Genomic DNA, 15,423 nt, shown 5'->3' on the forward strand with positions numbered 1-15,423 from the left:
AGGGAAAGCGCTTACTCGACCCTGTCGGGTGACAGCACATTCACTGATACTGGTCGACGTGGTGACCGAACTGTCGACCCTGGGCCGCCGTACGGTGTCGTTCGTCGCGCCGGATCCGGCGCGCACCGCCCCGATCACCTGGGGCCAGCGGGCATTGTGGATGGCGCTCCGGCGGCACGGCACCAGCCAGACCATGTTCGCCCTCAAACGGCACGTCGCCGTGCCCCGCCGGGCACGCTCCGACCCGGAGCGGGTGTACGCGGCGATCGCCGCCCTGATGGTGCGGCACACCGCGCTGCGCACCCGGCTGGAGCTGGCCGGCGACGAGCCCCGTCAACTGGTCGCCGACCGGGGTGACCTACCGGTGCTGGTGGTGCCGGCCGAATCCGGCGGCAACTCCGGCGACGCGGCGGGCGGCGGGTCGGCGGATCCGGCGGCGGTCGCCCAGCGGGTCGCCGACGAGCTGGCGGCGGAGCCGTTCGCGCACGCCGACGACTGGCCCCAGCGCGTCGCGGTGGTGACCCGCGACGGCGTACCGCATCAGGTGGTGGTGGTGTTCAGCCACACCACGGTCGACTTCCGGGCGGCCGAGCTGGTGCTGCGCGACCTGCGGCTGCTGCTGGCCCGGAGCCGGATCGACGACGCACCCGGTCTGCAGTCGGCGGACGTCGCCGACCTGGAGCAGCGGGAGAGCCACCGGCGGCGGTCGGCGCGGGCGGCGGCGTACTGGGTGGAGGTGACCCGCCGGCTGTCGCGCGACACCCGGATGCCGCAGCGGGAGCCGGCCACCCCGCGTTTCCGGCGGGGTGTCCTGACCTCGGCGGCGGCGGACACCGCGACCAGGATGCTCGCCGTACGGCATCGGACGACCACCTCGACGGTGCTGCTCGCGGCGGCGGCGCTGGTGGTCGGCGAATGCTCCGGCAACGACCTGGTCGGCATGCACACGATGGTCAACAACCGGATGCTGGACGGCTACCCGGAGGCGATCGCCAAGCTGAACCAGTTGGCCCTGGTGCCGGTCGACCTGACCGGCGACCGCCGGATGGCGTCCCTGCTGCCCCGGGTGTGGCGGGCGGCGCTCGACGGGTACCGGCACGCCTACTACGACCCGCAGGCGCTCAGCGACGCGTTCGGCGCGGCCGGCCTGCCGTACGCAACCGGGGTGAACCCGCACTGCTACCTCAACGACATCCGGCTGTCGGCGGACAGCGACCTGTTCGGCCGCGACATCGACGAGGCGGCGGTACGTGGCGCGTCGGCCGGCACCACGTTCCGGCTCGCCCAGCGGATCGAGCGGTTTACCTGGCGTACCCGGATCGAGATCGTCGACCGGCCGGACGGGTTGGGGCTGGCGCTCACCGCCGACACCACCTACTTCTCGACCGACGACATCGAGCGGTTCCTACGGGCGCTGGAGGCCCACCTCATCGACGGCGCGTTCGCGGAATAGTTGACGCAGCAACTATGTTTGGCCGGGTAGTCCGAGGGAATTCCAACCGGCCCTCGCCGCGAGGAGGAGCAGACCATGCAGTTCGGCGTCTTCAGCGTCGGTGACGTCACCGTCGACCCGACCAACGGTCGGGAGCCGACCGAGCGCGAGCGGATCAAGGCCATGGTCGCCATCGCGCTCAAGGCCGAAGAGGTCGGCCTGGACGTCTTCGCCACCGGCGAGCACCACAACCCGCCGTTCGTGCCGTCGTCGCCGACCACCATGCTCGGCTACATCGCGGCCCGGACCGAGCGGCTGCTGCTGTCCACCGCGACCACGCTGATCACCACCAACGACCCGGTGAAGATCGCCGAGGACTACGCGATGCTGCAGCACCTGGCCGACGGCCGGGTCGACCTGATGATGGGGCGCGGCAACACCGGCCCCGTCTACCCGTGGTTCGGCCAGGACATCCGCAACGGTATCCCGCTGACCATCGAGAACTACGACCTGCTGCGCCGGCTGTGGCGCGAGGACGTCGTCAACTGGCAGGGCAAGTTCCGTACCCCGCTGCAGAGCTTCACCTCGACGCCGCGCCCGCTCGACGGCGTACCGCCGTTCGTCTGGCACGGCTCGATCCGCAGCCCGGAGGTCGCCGAGCAGGCCGCCTACTACGGCGACGGCTTCTTCGCCAACCACATCTTCTGGCCGAAGGAGCACACCCAGCGGATGGTCGGCCTCTACCGGGAACGCTTCGCCCACTACGGCCACGGCTCCGCCGACCAGGCGATCGTCGGCCTCGGCGGGCAGGTGTTCATGCGCCGCAACTCGCAGGACGCGGTGCGCGAGTTCCGGCCGTACTTCGACAACGCCCCGGTCTACGGGCACGGTCCGTCGTTGGAGGACTTCAGCTCGCAGACTCCGCTCACCGTCGGCAGCCCGCAGCAGGTCATCGACCGTACGCTGACCTTCCGCGAGTACGTCGGCGACTACCAGCGGCAGCTGTTCCTGATCGACCACGCCGGACTGCCGTTGAAGACGGTGCTGGAGCAGTTGGACATGCTCGGCGAGGAGGTCGTGCCGGTGCTGCGGCGCGAGTTCGCAGTGGGCCGGCCGGCACACGTGCCGGACGCACCCACCCACGCCTCCCTGGTCGCCGCCGCGGACGGCAGCACAGCAGACAGTACGGCTGACGCGGACTCGGCCGCGCCGGCTTCGGTGTGACGGCGATGACCACGAGCACCAGCCGCCGTCGGCTGGCGGTCGTCACCGCCGGAGTACGCCAGCCGTCGACCAGCCGGCTGCTCGCCGACCAGCTCGCCGCGGCGGTCCGCGACGAGCTGGCCGGCCTCGGCGGGCAGCTGGAGACGACGGTGATCGAGGTACGCGACCATGCCCACGAGGTGGTCGACAACACGCTGACCGGTTTCCCGGCACCGACGTTGAAGCAGGCGTTGGACGCGGTGGCGGCCGCCGACGGACTGGTCGCGGTCAGTCCGGTGTTCAACGCCGCGTACAGCGGGCTGTTCAAGGCCTTCTTCGACGTACTGCCGGAGGGTGCGCTGCTCGACAAGCCGGTCCTGATCGGTGCCACCGGCGGCACCGCCCGGCATTCGCTCACGTTGGAGCATGCCCTGCGGCCGATGTTCGCCTACCTGCGTGCGGTGGTGCTGCCGACCGCCGTCTTCGCCGGCCCCGAGGACTGGGCCGGGGAGAAGGTCGGCGACCAGGCCGCAGACGGCGGTGACCAGGTCTGGGCGCTGCGCGGGCGGATCTCCCGCGCCGGGCGGGAGCTGGCCGCCGAGATGCACCGCCGGGAGCCGGTACGGGTGGCCGACCCGTTCGCGTTGACCACCGACTTCGAGCAGCTGCGGAGTAGTTCGAAGCGCGGGTGAAATCTCGGACGCAATCTGGTCCCGGTGGCGGAATCGGGGTAGCAGACCTCGCGGACTGTCGATAGAGTCCGGCTCTGTCCCGTCCACAGGAGAATCATGATGCTGAACGCAGCCGGCTGGCGCCGGCTCGGAGCCGGCGCCCTGCTCGCCGGTGCCCTCGTCGTTGCCGCGGCCGCTCCGGCCGCCGCCCAGAACCCGGGGCCGGACCTGTTCGTCTCGTTCGACCGGGAGCCGGTCGCCGAGGTGGACAACTCCGGCGTCACCCTCGGCATGTACGTCTACAACTACGGCGATGCGCCGGCGAGCGACGTGACCATCGTCGTCGACGCCACCGGCGTCGACGACGCGGTTCAGCTGGCTGCGGCCTACCACCCCGGCTGCGAGATCGCCGACCGGGTCGTCAGCTGCGCGTACGGTGCCCTCGCCGCCGGATTGACCGACCACATCTACCCGGTGCGGCTGGTCAGCCGGGCCGGTGCCACGCCGGGTGACGCCGGCACCATGACCGTCACCATCAGCTCGGCCGAGCAGGACGCCAACCCGGCCAACAACACCGAGACCTTCCCGGTGACCGTACTGGCCTCCGGCCCCGACCTGGTCGCCATGGTCGACGACATCAACAGCGCAGCGGATCCGGTCGGGCCGGGCGACACCGCCCCGCTGTACGCCGCAGTGCTCAACGAGGGTGACAGCACCGCCGACAGCTACACGATCGGGCTGGACCTGCCGACCGGAGTCGGCTTCGTCGACGAGTACACCGACTGTGACTACACCTCCTACTGGCCGAACGACCCGAAGACGGAGGGGTACGCGTACGGCCCGAGTCGGGTCAGCTGCGCACTGACCATCCCGCTGGCGCCGGGGGAGACCCTGTTCCTCGTCGACGAGCAGGGCGAGTCGCTGTTCGACCTGTACTTCGGCAACAACCTGGCCGGTCCGGGCGAGACGAGCGGGTCGTTCGAGGCGCGGCTGGTCGCTGAGGACCCGGCGCAGGCGCAGGCACGGGCGTCGACGGCCGGCGGGAAGTCGATCAACGAGGCGCTGGCGAAGGCCCAGGCGTCGGCCGGCCGCTCGGCGGCGTCGCTCCTCGAAAAGATCGACACCGAGGAGATCGACACCGAGGACAACGTCGACTACTTCGCCGTACACACCAAGCCGAACACGTTCGACATCGCGGTGACGGCCGAGCCGGTGACCGGCGAGCCGGGCGAGACCGTCGACCTGACCTTCACCGTCGTCAACAACGGGCCGTCCGACGGCGGCGGTCCGGGCGTGACCGTCACCGCGCCGTCGGGCACCGTCCTGCTGCCGTCCGACTGGTGCTACACCGAGGGTGAGCCGGGCACCCGGCTGCCCGAGTCACCGGCGCTGCGGTGCAACTTCGAGAGCCTCTTCCCGGCCACCGCGTCCGGCGGCGGGCGCATCACCCACACCCTCCAACTCAAGATCAAATCGACGCCGGGTACGGACGGAACGGTCGTCGCCGACAGTGGCGGGCCGTCGACCGAATCCGACCCGTCGAACAACACCGTCGCCATCGTCTTCACCGGTGCGGGCGACGATCCCGACGACGAACCGGGTGGCGGCGGGGCCGGCGACGGCGACTACCTGCCGATCACCGGCGCGCCGGTCGGCACGGCCGCCGGTGTCGGCACGGTCGCGGTGGCGCTCGGCGTCGCACTGCTGCTGCTGACCGTACGGCGGCAGACGGGCTCGAGGCCGGGTCGTCCGCCAGCGGGAGCCGGCTCTCGCACCTGAGCACGATGCGTCACACCGGCTAGGCCGTCAACATGTAAATATGTCTAGCCTTTTTAGGACACTCCGGGTCGCCGCCACCAGCGTGACGTTGGTGGCGGCGATCGCCGTCGTGCCAGCGTCCGCCGCCGCGCGACCCAGCCCGTCAACCGGCCCGTCCGCCGGTGGACACGCGTCGGGCGGCTCGTCCGGCGGCGCTATCGACCGCGCCGAGCTGCAGTCCGTACTCGACGACGTGCCGGAAGCCGGCGTACCCGGCGTCCTGGCCGCCGTCCGCGACGGCCGACACGAGTGGCAGGCCGCCGCCGGCCACGCGTACGCCACCAAACCCCGCCCGATGCAGCCGTGGATGCGGCATCGGATCGGCAGCATCACCAAGACGTTCGTCGCCACCACGGTGCTCCAACTGGTCGACGAAGGCCGGCTCGGGCTCGACGACCCGATCGGGCAGTGGCTGCCCGAGACGGTGCCCGGCGAGGTCGGCGAGCAGGTCACGGTACGGATGCTGCTCAACCACACCAGCGGCATCGGCAACTACACGAATGCGATGCTCACCTCGTACGCCGCGATCGACCAGATGCAGGTCACCACGTACCCGCCGGCGGACCTGGTCGCGACGGGCCTGGCGATGCCGCGCACCAACCCGCCCGGCGCGATGTTCAGCTACTCCAACACCAACTACATCCTCGCCGGCCTGCTGATCGAGGCGGTCACCGGCAACGACCCCACCACCGAGGTGCAGCGGCGGATCCTGCGGCCGCTGCGGCTGACCGGCACCTACTTCCCCGGCGTCGACCCGACGATCCGCGGCCCGCACGGTGGCGCCTACTTCGCGTCGTACGGTGTGCGTGACCTCGGCGAGTTCAACATGAGCTGGGCGTGGACCGCCGGCGAGATGATCGCCACCACCGCCGACCTGAACACGTTCTACCGGGCGCTGCTCGGCGGTGAACTGCTCGACGCGGACACCCTCGACGAGATGCTCACCACGGTCCCGTTCGACCCGTCCGCACCGCAGTTCGGCGGCTACGGGCTCGGCATCTACTCGGCGCCGCTGCCGTGCGGCGAGTTCTGGGGACACGACGGTGCGGTGCTCGGTCACCTGACGATCTCGCTGCACAGCCGGGACGGTGCGCGCCAGCTGTCCACCGGCATCAACCTCAGTCACTACGACATCGGGTTCCCGGACGCGCACCCGGTCGACATCGCCTGGCAGACGCTGCTGCTGACCGCGCTCTGCCCGACCGACGCGTCGGCGAGCCGGTCCACCGGTGCGGCCCAGCTGCCGCCCAGCGTGACCCGGCTGCCCGGCAACGCGGGGCCGGTACCGGTCGGATAGCCGTACGGCGACCGCTGGCCGTGGTCCCGGTTGCGCCGTCCGGCGCGCCGGGACCACGCGGCGGCCCTGCGCCGCTTCCGCGCTCACTTGCTGACTTCAAGTCAGCGATGCGGCAGGAGGGTCAGTACCTGGGTGCGGTCGAGCAACGAGTCCTCGGCGGCGCCCGCGTTGAGCTGGTGGTAGCTGACGACCGGTTCGAGCCGGTCGAAGGCGCAGTGGCCCCTGCCCGGGTCACCCACCAGCACCTGCACGCCCCGGTCGGCGAGCCGGCTGAGGAACGGCAGCACCCGGGTGGCGAGTTCGGCGTTGTACAACGCGTCGCCGGCCAGCACCAGGTCCACCTCGGTCACGGTGCCGTCGAGCAGGTCGTCGACGGTGGTGGTGAGCCGGGCGTCGTTGACCACGGCGTTGAGCGCTATCGCCGTCGCGGCGTACGGATCGATGTCGTTGGCGGTGACCGTCGCCGCACCCGCCATTGCCGCCGCGATGGCGACCAGCCCGGAGCCGGAGGCGACATCGAGCACCCGCCGCCTGGCGACCAGGCCGGGGTTGTCCAGCAGGTAGCGGGCCAGTGCCTGACCGCCGGCCCACGCCGAGGCCCAGTACGGCGGCGGTAGCCGCCGGCCGGCGGCAGCCTCCAACCGGGCCCAGAGCAGCGTCGGATCGTCGGCGAGGAACAGCTGGATCTCCGCCGCGAGCGGCACCCTGGTCAGTCGGAGCTGGTCAGCTCCGCCGCTGTCGGTGCCGGCGGCGTCGTCGAAGAGTTGCCGTTGGAGGGGATCCGGTGCCAGCCCGCCCTGGGACGACGCCGTCAACGGTCGCGTCCCAAGGGACGGGGACAACCTCAGATCACCCGGATGTTGGCCGCCTGCAGGCCCTTCTGGCCCTGCTCGACGTCGAACTCCACCCGCTGGTTTTCTTCGAGGGTACGGAAACCGCTGGACGCGATCGCGGTGAAGTGGGCGAAGACGTCAGCTTCCCCGCTGTCCTGGGTGATGAAGCCGAAACCCTTGTCAGCGTTGAACCACTTCACGGTGCCGATTGCCATGTCTGCTCCTAGCCGGTGACGGGTCCGCGACATGCGGACCTCTGCTGCCGCACTCATCAATCTCCGTCCGGAGAGACCGGCAGAATCTGCCAATGCCCGGCTGCTGCCGGCTGCGATCAGGCAGGCGGCATGAAGAAATCAACTGCAACGCGGCAAACCTAGCATGTCGAGGGGTACGAGTGCCCCGCCCTCGCCGGTGCCGGCGGCGTACCGCCGGCACCGGCGCCCCCCCGGGTCACTGTCAACCGGCGGCCGGAACCAGTCCGACGTGGGCGGCGACCCCGGCCGCGCTCGCCGGGAACCGCTCCAGCAGGTCGGCCACCGCCAGATCCCCGCCGGCCCGGCCGGCCCCAGTGGCCGATGGCGCGGCGGCTGCGGCACCGACCGGGTCGGCCGCGCAGTCCAGCAGGTCCGCCACCGCCACAGCGGCCAGCGGGAACTCGGCCAGCAGCTGCGGTGCCGGCCCGGACATCGCGTACCGGGCAGCCTCCGCCGCCGATCCCGCGACGTCGCCCGGCGAGCCGGTCCGCGTGGCGGTCGGGGCGGCTGCGGCCCACGGCGGGGCCCAGGAATCCAGCGCCGGCAGCGAGGCCGGGAAGGTTCGGCCGGCCTCTCGGACCAGGATCGGCACCAACTCGCCGGCCTGCTCGCGCAGCGTGGTGATCAGCATCGGCAGCCAGGGCAGCAGCACCGGGTCGGGCAGATGACCGAACGCCGCCGACAGCACCTCCACCACGAACGGTGTCAACGTCGGCACCGGCTCCAACGCCTGCACGAACCCGCTCAGGTAGTGCGGGAACGTCCCGACGGTGAGCGGGCTGGCCAGCAGATCGGCGCACCGCTCGCGCAGCTCGGCCAGCGGCAGCTGACCGAGCTGGGACTGCGCCGCCCAGTGCAACGCGATCTTCGCCGGTACTTCCGGATGCGACTGGCGGACCGCCAGCTCCAGCTGGGTCCGGTCGCAGCCCAACGCCATGGCGACGCTCTCCATGGTCATCAGGAAGCCCAGCATTGCCGCCACCTGCCGCAGCCCGGTCTCGTCGTCGACGAACGCGGTCGGCAGCAGGGTGCAGTAATGGGCGTACCCGGTGCTGACGAAGTCCTGGCACCAGGCCGGCAGCTCCGGCTCACCGCTGGTGCGGTAGTACGCCAGCAGCTGCCGGATCCGCTGCAACACCTCCGGTGCCCCGTCGGCGGTGCGTTCGGCGGCGAGTAACTGCACGGCCCGGGCACCGAGCTCGTCGGTGAGCCGCCGGTTGCTCAGGAACAGCAGTGAGTCCTCGACCGCCGCGAGGGCGTGTGCCGCCGTGGCCTGCGGATCCCAGGCCGCGCGGCGCAGCCGCTGTTCGAGCACCTGCTCGATGGTCACGCCCTCGTAGCCGAGCTCGATGATCGACCGCTGGTGGCGACCGATCGCGACGTCCCAGCTCTCCTGGACCGACTTTTCGCCGAGCCGCCGCTCGCCCATGATCGGCCGGACCACCTCCGGTGGCAGCAGCCGTCGCAGCATCCACAGCAGATCGGAGCAGGGTCGCAGCTCCGGCTGCCCGTGCAGGTCCAGCAGTGCCCGCTGGACGGTACGCCGCTTCGGGTCCAACCCGATGGGTGCCAGCCGGTCGTAGACGTCCCGGGCCAGCGGCGGCATCGCGTCGTAGCCGACCCGACCGATCCGGTCACCGCCGAACATGATCTCGCAGAGCCGGCGGACGTCGCGCCGGCCCGGCACCACGTCCTTCTCGATGCAGGTGACCGCGGCGTCGGCGAAGTCGTACGGGGTGGGCCGGCGCCGGTTGCGCATCCCGGCCAGCAGCACCGCCGTCTCGAAGATGGCGATCGCGTCGGCGGTGCTGGCCAGGTAGCCGTTGCGCCGGGCCAGCCGGACGATGTCGACCGACCAGCCGCGCAACTCGGCCTCGTCGAGCTCGCCGGGCCGGCTCGGGGCGGCCAGGAAGCCGCTGAGCCGGTCGTCACCAGGGACCGCGGCCCCCGCCGTACCGCCGCCGTTGCCGGTCGCTGGCCGCGCCGCCTTCTTCGGCTTGCGGGCCGAACTCTTGCGCCCGCCCTGCTGCCCGGCCAGCCGGTACGGGGTGACCCTGCTGCCGGTCAGCGCCTTCTGCCAGGTGCTGGCGGCGATCGACACCGTGCCGCCGGCCAGCCCGAACTGTGCCTCGATCGCCGAGTGGCTGGACGGGATCAGCCCGTACCGCCACTTGGTGCCGGTCGGCGCGGTGATCTCGAACGGCGCGGTCGACCGGACGCCGAACTGCTCGACCCGGCTGGCGGCGTGGAACGCGCCGCAGACGTACAGGCAGTCGGCCGGGTTGGCACCGTAGGCGGCAAGGTGTTCGCGTATCCGGGTCCACATGTAGCGTTCCCGGTCCTCGTCGCGGTCGAGTCGCGCCGCGTCGCTCGGCCGCAGCCGCCGGAACAGACTGCCGATCATGACCATGACCTGCCGGTACGTGTCGTGGTCGGCGCCGATCAGCGGCTGCTCGACGTACTGGTCCCACCATTCCGACCAGTGCCGCACCTTGCCGTGGTGCAGCAGGTACGCCTCCAACTCGGCGAACCCGGGGCGTAGGTCGCCGATGCCGACACCGACGGCGTCGCCGTGCAGCGCCTTCTCGTCGTCCTCGCCGTCTGCCTGGCCCTGCTGCTGGCCCTGCCCGCTCTGCTGCGCCGGTTCGTCGTCGCCGTCCGCAGCGGCGGCCGGGTCCGTCCGGTCGTCGGACTGCCACTGGAAGACGTGGTCGGTGGAGCGGTCCACCAGCAGCAGCTCCACCCCCGGCGTCTCCAGCGCGTACGCGATCGCCTGGTACTCGGCGGACGCCTCGGTGATCGGCGCGATCACGCTCAACGGACCGGCCCCGGCGGGGAAGCCGTCCAGGTCGCTGGCGAAGGCCTGCAACGCCACCGGCAGCTCGCAGTTGCGCAGCTCGATCAGCAGCGGCTGCAGGTCCTCGCACAGCTCCACATAGATCACCTTGGGCTGTTTGTCGCGCAGCCGGCGGACCATCGCCAGCGCCGACGACGGGGAGTGATGGCAGACCGGAAAGATCTCCAGCTCCTCGCCGAGCGCGTGGTCGACGTCGTCGACCAGGCCGGCGAGGATGTCGGTCAGCGCGTCGGGCGAGTCGGCGAACGCCGTCGCGGCGTCCGCCAACTGCTCCCGCAGTGCCCCGAACCGGCTGTCCGACGGCGCACCCGTGATCGGCGCACCCGTGATCGGCGCACCCGTGACGGGCTCGCTCATGACGGGCTCGCTCATGACAGGGTCGCGATGCTCTGCCGGCCGCCTTCGAGGAAGGCCGGCCACTCGCCACCGTCGGCCTTGCTGCGCGGCTCGATCACCCCGTGCCAGAACTTGTTCAGGATCGCCAGGTCCTCCGGGCTGCGCCGGGCCAGCGAACCGACCATCGAGCTGGCCAGGGTCTCGGCGCGCAGCGTCCGGTCACCGAAGAACTGACTGTGCAGGATCGCGTCCTCCAGCACACCGATCTGCTCGGCGGTGGACAGCGCAGACTCCAGCTTCTCGTCGTCGCTGGTCGCCGAAGCGGCGGCCTTGCGCAGGTCGGCGAAGCTCTGCAACAGCACGTCCAGCAGGGTGGGTGGCACCTCCAGCTCGATCTGGTGGCGACGCAGCAGCTCGGTGGTGCGGAACCGGACGATCTCCGCTTCGCTGCGCCGGTTGGTGATCACCGGGATCCGGACGAAGTTGAACCGCCGCTTGAGCGCCGACGACAGGTCGTTGACGCCCCGGTCGCGGCTGTTCGCGGTGGCGATGATGGAGAACCCGGGCTGGGCGAAGACGATGTTGTCCGAGTCCAGCTCCGGGATGGAGACGTACTTCTCGGACAGGATCGAGATCAGTGCGTCCTGCACGTCGCTGGTGGAGCGGGTCAGCTCCTCGAACCGGCCGATGACGCCCTGCTCCATCGCGGTCATGATCGGCGACGGGATCATCGACTGCCGGGACTGGCCCTTGGCGATGACCATCGACACGTTCCACGAGTACTTGATGTGGTCCTCGGTGGTGCCGGCGGTGCCCTGCACCACCAGGGTCGAGTTGCGGCAGATCGCGGCCGCGAGCAGTTCGGCCAGCCAGCTCTTGCCCGTGCCCGGGTCGCCGATCAGCAGCAGCCCCCGGTCGGAGGCGAGGGTGACGATGCTGCGTTCGACGAAGCTGCGGTCACCGAACCACTTCTGCGGGACCTCGCGGTCGAGGCCGTCGGCGCGTTCGGAACCGAGGATGAACAGACGCACCATCTTGGGGCTCAGCCGCCACGAGTACGGCTTCGGGCTGTCGTCGATCGATTCGAGCCAGTCGAGCTCCTCGGCGTACTTGATTTCGGCGGGGGCGCGCAGCATCTCTGCGGTCATGGTGCGGTTTCTCCTAGATTGAGGCTCGGGGGATCGGTACGGCGAGTCGAAAGGGTGAGCGGGCGAAGAGTCAGGTCAGGTGAGGAAGTTCTTGAGCTCGACGACGAGTTTGCGGACGTGCCCGGACAGCACCGGGGTGCCCTGGTCCTTGAGCCGTTTCCGAAACCACGGGTTGACGCTCTGCTGGCCGCCGCTGGAGACCGAGCCGACCGGGATCAGCCTGGCTCCGCTGCGGTGCACCGCCTGCAGCCCGTCGAAGACCTCCTGCGACTTCCACTCGTAGAAGTCGGAGATCCACACCAGGACCGTGTTGCGCGGGTCGGCGATCTTCGGCCGGGCCAGCTCCAACGCGGCCATGCCGTCGGTGCCGCCGCCCAGCTGGGTGCGCAGCAGCACCTCGAACGGGTCGTGCACCCACGGCGTCAGGTCCAGCGCCCGGGTGTCGTACGCGACCAGGTGCACGTCGACCTTGGGCAGTCCGGCGAAGATCGAGGCCAGGATGGTGCAGTTGACCATCGCGTCGACCATCGAGCCGGACTGGTCGACGACGACGATCATGCGGGCCGGGGTGGTCCGCTTCGCGGTCTGCTTGTAGTAGAGCCGGTCGACGTAGAGCCGCTCGTCGGCCGGACTCCAGTTCGGCAGGTTCTTCCAGATGGTGCGGTTGAGGTCGAGGTTGCGGAACACCCGCTTCGGCGGGACCGACCGGTCGATGGTGCCGACGCTGGTCTGCTGCACCTGGGTCTTGAGCACCTCGGCGACCTCGTCGACGAACCGCCGGATCAGCGCCTTGGCGTTGGCCAGCGCCACCCCGGACAGGTTCGACTTGTCCCGTAGCAGCTGCTCGATCAGCGACATGCTCGGGGTGAGCTGGCTGGCCAGCGCCGGATCGGCCAGCACTTCGCGCAGCCGCATCCGCCGTACCAGGTCGGCTTCGATGGTGCCGAGCACCCCGTCGCGGCGCCCCGGTGTGGCCCCGCAGGCCTGCTGGTACCAGCCGGCGTCGGCCTGCCAGCCGGCCAGCTGACCGGCCGACACGTCACCGCTGCCGGTGGCGAAGACGTTGAGTAGCAGCTTCGACGCCAGCGCGGCGCGGCGTACCTCGTCGGCCCCGACCTGCACCGACGACTCGCCGGCGGCCTGGTCGTCCTCCGAGCCGCACGCAGCCGGCTGCTCGCCGATGCTCTCGTCCTCAGCCTGCGGCACGAGCAGGCCGGGCAGCTCGTCGGCCAGCTCGGGGAAACGCTGAACGACGGTGTCGATGGAGACCGACGGGTCGAGCAGCGCGGCCGGCAGCCCCAGCTCGTCGACCACCGCCATGCTGGTGCGTTCCAGCGCGGCCTGCTCCTGCCCGTCGAACAGCCGGGCCAGCAGCCGCCAGTAGAGCACCTGGCGCCGGTTCTCGTGATAGTTGATCATCGAATCGGTCATTTCCGCAGCAACCGTCCCGCCCGCTCCCGGAGCATCGCGATACTGTCGCCGGAGCGGGCCACCGCCTTGGCGATCTTGGCGTCGGTCGGCCCCTGCGCCCAGTCGCCGGTGTGCAGGTCGACCTGCTTGCGCTTCACCGTCGTCTGCATGCCGATCGGCTGCACCGACCAGCCGGGGCCGGCCGCCGCGTCACCGTCCCAGCGCAGCAGCCCGATGCAGGCCGACGACTTGGCCAGCAGCTCGGCGGTGATCGGCCCGCAGCCGGGCAGCCGGTCGACGTCGACAGCGACCCGGGTGCCGTCGACCTCGAAGCCGAGCCCGGCGTCGTCGGTGACCACCGTGTAGCCCTCCAGCAGCACCGGCTCGGCGATGGCGACCGGGTGTCGGTCCAGCGGCGGTACGGCCGGGGCGACCGCCTCGCCGAGCTGCACCCGGGCGACGGCGAACGGGTCGGTCGGCTCGCCGGGGCGGGCCTGGTCGTCGCGCCAGAGCAGGTCGCCGCCGGGCAGCAGCGGCAGGTCGGTGACGTCGAGGCTGAGCCGGCCGGCCAGGGCGGCCAGCAGCACCGGATGCTCCGCGAGCAGCTGCCACACCACCGGGCCGACGATCGTGTCGACCTTCGCGGCGGACACGCTGACCCGGACCAGCCGGGACCGATCGGCGTCGCCACCCCCGCCGCCGGCTTCCAGCACCGCGTGCACCTGCAGCTGTACGGCGGTCGCGTGCTCCTGCACGTCGGCGCCGACGATCAGCAGCCGGCCGGAGACCGTCTCCGGCGCGGCCGGCCCGCTCTGCGGGCTGGTCAGCAGCATGGCGCGGGTCCACAGGTCGGCCCAGCGACGGGCCGGGATCCGCTCCATGGTGGCCACCGGGCTGGTGTAGCGCAGCTCGTCGGCGAGCCCGTCGAGCAGCACCGCGATCCGCCGTCGGGCCGGGTCGGCGAGCAGCGCGGTCAGCGCCTGCTGGCTGGCCGACACCAGGTCGTGGTCGACGTTGCGCCAGCCGGCCAGGGCCAGCTCGGCCAGCCAGGAGCGGGCCGCCAACAGTCGTCCGTCGGCCGGAGCGGCGGCGGTGGTCGGTGCCGTCCACTGCGCCCGGTCACGGCCGAGCGTGCCGTCGAGCCGGCCCCGCAGCGCGTCGTGCACCGCGCCCACCACGGCCGTACGGGCGGCGGCCAGCAGCAGCAACTGTTCCTCGCCGACCGAGCCGGCGGTCACCTTGTCGACGGCTTCGACCGCCGCCGCGCCGAGCGGGGTGGCCGAGACCGCGCCGGCCAGGTCGGCCAGGGCCGCCGTACCGTGCGGGTCGAGTCGGCCGAAGCCGCCGGTCATCGCCTGGTCGAACCGGTCGACCACGTCGAGCGCTTCAGCGACCCCGGCCGGTACGCCGTCGCGCAGGTCGTCGAGCTGTGCCCCGCGCATCAGCGGGCCCCCGCCCCGGCCGGGAACCAGCTCAGCTCGGGCAGCGGCTCGACCGCCCCCGGCAGATCCAGGTAGGACAGGTGGTGCAGGAACCGGCTGAACACGGCCGCCGCCGGCGACGCGCCGGCGAGGGTGGTCCGGCCGATCGCCCAGAAGATCTCGTTGCCGCTGGTCACCTCGTCCTGGGTCTCCAGCCGCAGGAAGCGGGCGACCCGGTCGCCGCCGTACTGCACGACGGCCTCGTCGGCGAGCGCGGTCAGGTGGTTGCACGCGTAGTCGCCGCCGCGCAGCCCGCCGCACGGCCGGTTGTTGTTGGTGCTGCAGCTGACCTCGTAGCTGCCGGCGGCGACCGACGACACGTACACCCGCCCGATGTCGGAGCCGCTGGAGACGACGCCCTGCAGGCGTCCGTCCGCCATCTCGACGAAGGGGACCTTCGCCAGCTTGCGGGGTCGTGCGGTGGGCACCACCCGTACCATGCTTCGCCGCTGCCAGGCGGCGTCGTCCGCGTCCACTGGGTTGCCCTCCAGGAGTGTCGACCGCAGCCGTCGTCAGCCGTCATCTCAGACGGCGGGCTGCGGACCGGTGATCCGTACCCGAGAAGTTGTATCGCCCCGGTGCGACAAACCGGGGTGGCGGGCGGTGACCGGCCCGGATCGTGGTCGGCGACCAGCTGATACGCTAAACTTCCCTGCCGTACATCGAATAGATGCTGATGGGGA

Annotated in this window: 12 protein-coding genes; 5 read left to right on the forward strand and 7 right to left on the reverse strand. The window is 71.2% G+C overall.

Going from position 1 to position 15,423, the window contains the following annotated elements:
• Positions 1-58: 58 nt before the first annotated feature.
• The 5 genes from O7553_RS28565 to O7553_RS28585 all read left to right on the forward strand — a co-directional run bounded on the left by O7553_RS28565 (position 59) and on the right by O7553_RS28585 (position 6,421).
• Positions 59-1,453: a condensation domain-containing protein gene (locus tag O7553_RS28565; protein WP_281552644.1), complete on the forward strand. Its 1,395-nt coding sequence runs from the start codon at positions 59-61 to the stop codon at positions 1,451-1,453.
• Between the two features lie 75 nt (positions 1,454-1,528).
• The gene (locus O7553_RS28570) at positions 1,529-2,656 is read left to right on the forward strand and encodes an LLM class flavin-dependent oxidoreductase (RefSeq protein WP_281552645.1); all 1,128 of its coding nucleotides are present in this window, start codon (positions 1,529-1,531) and stop codon (positions 2,654-2,656) included.
• 5 nt (positions 2,657-2,661) lie between these two features.
• Positions 2,662-3,327: an FMN reductase gene (locus O7553_RS28575; RefSeq protein ID WP_281552646.1), complete on the forward strand. Its 666-nt coding sequence runs from the start codon at positions 2,662-2,664 to the stop codon at positions 3,325-3,327.
• A 96-nt stretch (positions 3,328-3,423) separates the two neighbouring features.
• Complete coding sequence (locus tag O7553_RS28580; protein WP_281552647.1) at positions 3,424-5,085, forward strand: peptidase; 1,662 nt, start codon at positions 3,424-3,426, stop codon at positions 5,083-5,085.
• A 211-nt stretch (positions 5,086-5,296) separates the two neighbouring features.
• Positions 5,297-6,421 (forward strand): serine hydrolase domain-containing protein, encoded by a 1,125-nt coding sequence (locus O7553_RS28585; protein ID WP_281555786.1) that lies wholly within the window; start codon positions 5,297-5,299, stop codon positions 6,419-6,421.
• A 101-nt stretch (positions 6,422-6,522) separates the two neighbouring features.
• Here O7553_RS28585 and O7553_RS28590 read toward each other — a convergent pair whose 3' ends face one another.
• The 7 genes from O7553_RS28590 to O7553_RS28620 form a co-directional block, all read right to left on the reverse strand.
• Positions 6,523-7,212, reverse strand: a complete 690-nt coding sequence (locus O7553_RS28590) for a 50S ribosomal protein L11 methyltransferase (RefSeq protein WP_348650140.1) — start codon at positions 7,210-7,212, stop codon at positions 6,523-6,525.
• Positions 7,213-7,265: 53 nt separating this feature from the next.
• On the reverse strand, positions 7,266-7,469 hold the full coding sequence (locus O7553_RS28595) for a cold-shock protein (protein WP_123604240.1): 204 nt from the start codon (positions 7,467-7,469) through the stop codon (positions 7,266-7,268).
• A 241-nt stretch (positions 7,470-7,710) separates the two neighbouring features.
• Entirely contained in the window at positions 7,711-10,722 is a 3,012-nt protein-coding gene (locus O7553_RS28600; RefSeq protein ID WP_281552649.1) for a DUF5682 family protein, read from the reverse strand.
• Between the two features lie 11 nt (positions 10,723-10,733).
• Entirely contained in the window at positions 10,734-11,849 is a 1,116-nt protein-coding gene (locus O7553_RS28605; protein WP_281552650.1) for an AAA family ATPase, read from the reverse strand.
• A gap of 75 nt (positions 11,850-11,924) precedes the next feature.
• The gene (locus O7553_RS28610; protein WP_281552651.1) at positions 11,925-13,280 is read right to left on the reverse strand and encodes a VWA domain-containing protein; all 1,356 of its coding nucleotides are present in this window, start codon (positions 13,278-13,280) and stop codon (positions 11,925-11,927) included.
• On the reverse strand, positions 13,277-14,701 hold the full coding sequence (locus O7553_RS28615) for a hypothetical protein (RefSeq protein WP_281552652.1): 1,425 nt from the start codon (positions 14,699-14,701) through the stop codon (positions 13,277-13,279). The genes O7553_RS28610 and O7553_RS28615 overlap by 4 nt, the downstream gene beginning before the upstream one ends.
• Complete coding sequence (locus tag O7553_RS28620) at positions 14,701-15,180, reverse strand: hypothetical protein (RefSeq protein WP_281555787.1); 480 nt, start codon at positions 15,178-15,180, stop codon at positions 14,701-14,703. The genes O7553_RS28615 and O7553_RS28620 overlap by 1 nt, the downstream gene beginning before the upstream one ends.
• Positions 15,181-15,423: the final 243 nt, after the last annotated feature.

Origin of the sequence: Solwaraspora sp. WMMA2059, assembly GCF_027497315.1 — a bacterium.
Lineage (GTDB): Bacteria > Actinomycetota > Actinomycetes > Mycobacteriales > Micromonosporaceae > Micromonospora_E.

Excerpts from the sequence above, each read along its gene's own strand:
- O7553_RS28570 (WP_281552645.1), top strand. The coding sequence starts at position 1,529 with ATGCAGTTCGGCGTCTTCAGCGTCGGTGACGTCACCGTCGACCCGACC.
- O7553_RS28575 (WP_281552646.1), top strand. The coding sequence starts at position 2,662 with ATGACCACGAGCACCAGCCGCCGTCGGCTGGCGGTCGTCACCGCCGGA.
- O7553_RS28580 (WP_281552647.1), top strand. The coding sequence starts at position 3,424 with ATGATGCTGAACGCAGCCGGCTGGCGCCGGCTCGGAGCCGGCGCCCTG.
- O7553_RS28595 (WP_123604240.1), bottom strand. The coding sequence starts at position 7,469 with ATGGCAATCGGCACCGTGAAGTGGTTCAACGCTGACAAGGGTTTCGGC.
- O7553_RS28600 (WP_281552649.1), bottom strand. The coding sequence starts at position 10,722 with ATGAGCGAGCCCGTCACGGGTGCGCCGATCACGGGTGCGCCGATCACG.
- O7553_RS28605 (WP_281552650.1), bottom strand. The coding sequence starts at position 11,849 with ATGACCGCAGAGATGCTGCGCGCCCCCGCCGAAATCAAGTACGCCGAG.
- O7553_RS28610 (WP_281552651.1), bottom strand. The coding sequence starts at position 13,280 with ATGACCGATTCGATGATCAACTATCACGAGAACCGGCGCCAGGTGCTC.
- O7553_RS28615 (WP_281552652.1), bottom strand. The coding sequence starts at position 14,701 with ATGCGCGGGGCACAGCTCGACGACCTGCGCGACGGCGTACCGGCCGGG.
- O7553_RS28620 (WP_281555787.1), bottom strand. The coding sequence starts at position 15,180 with ATGGTACGGGTGGTGCCCACCGCACGACCCCGCAAGCTGGCGAAGGTC.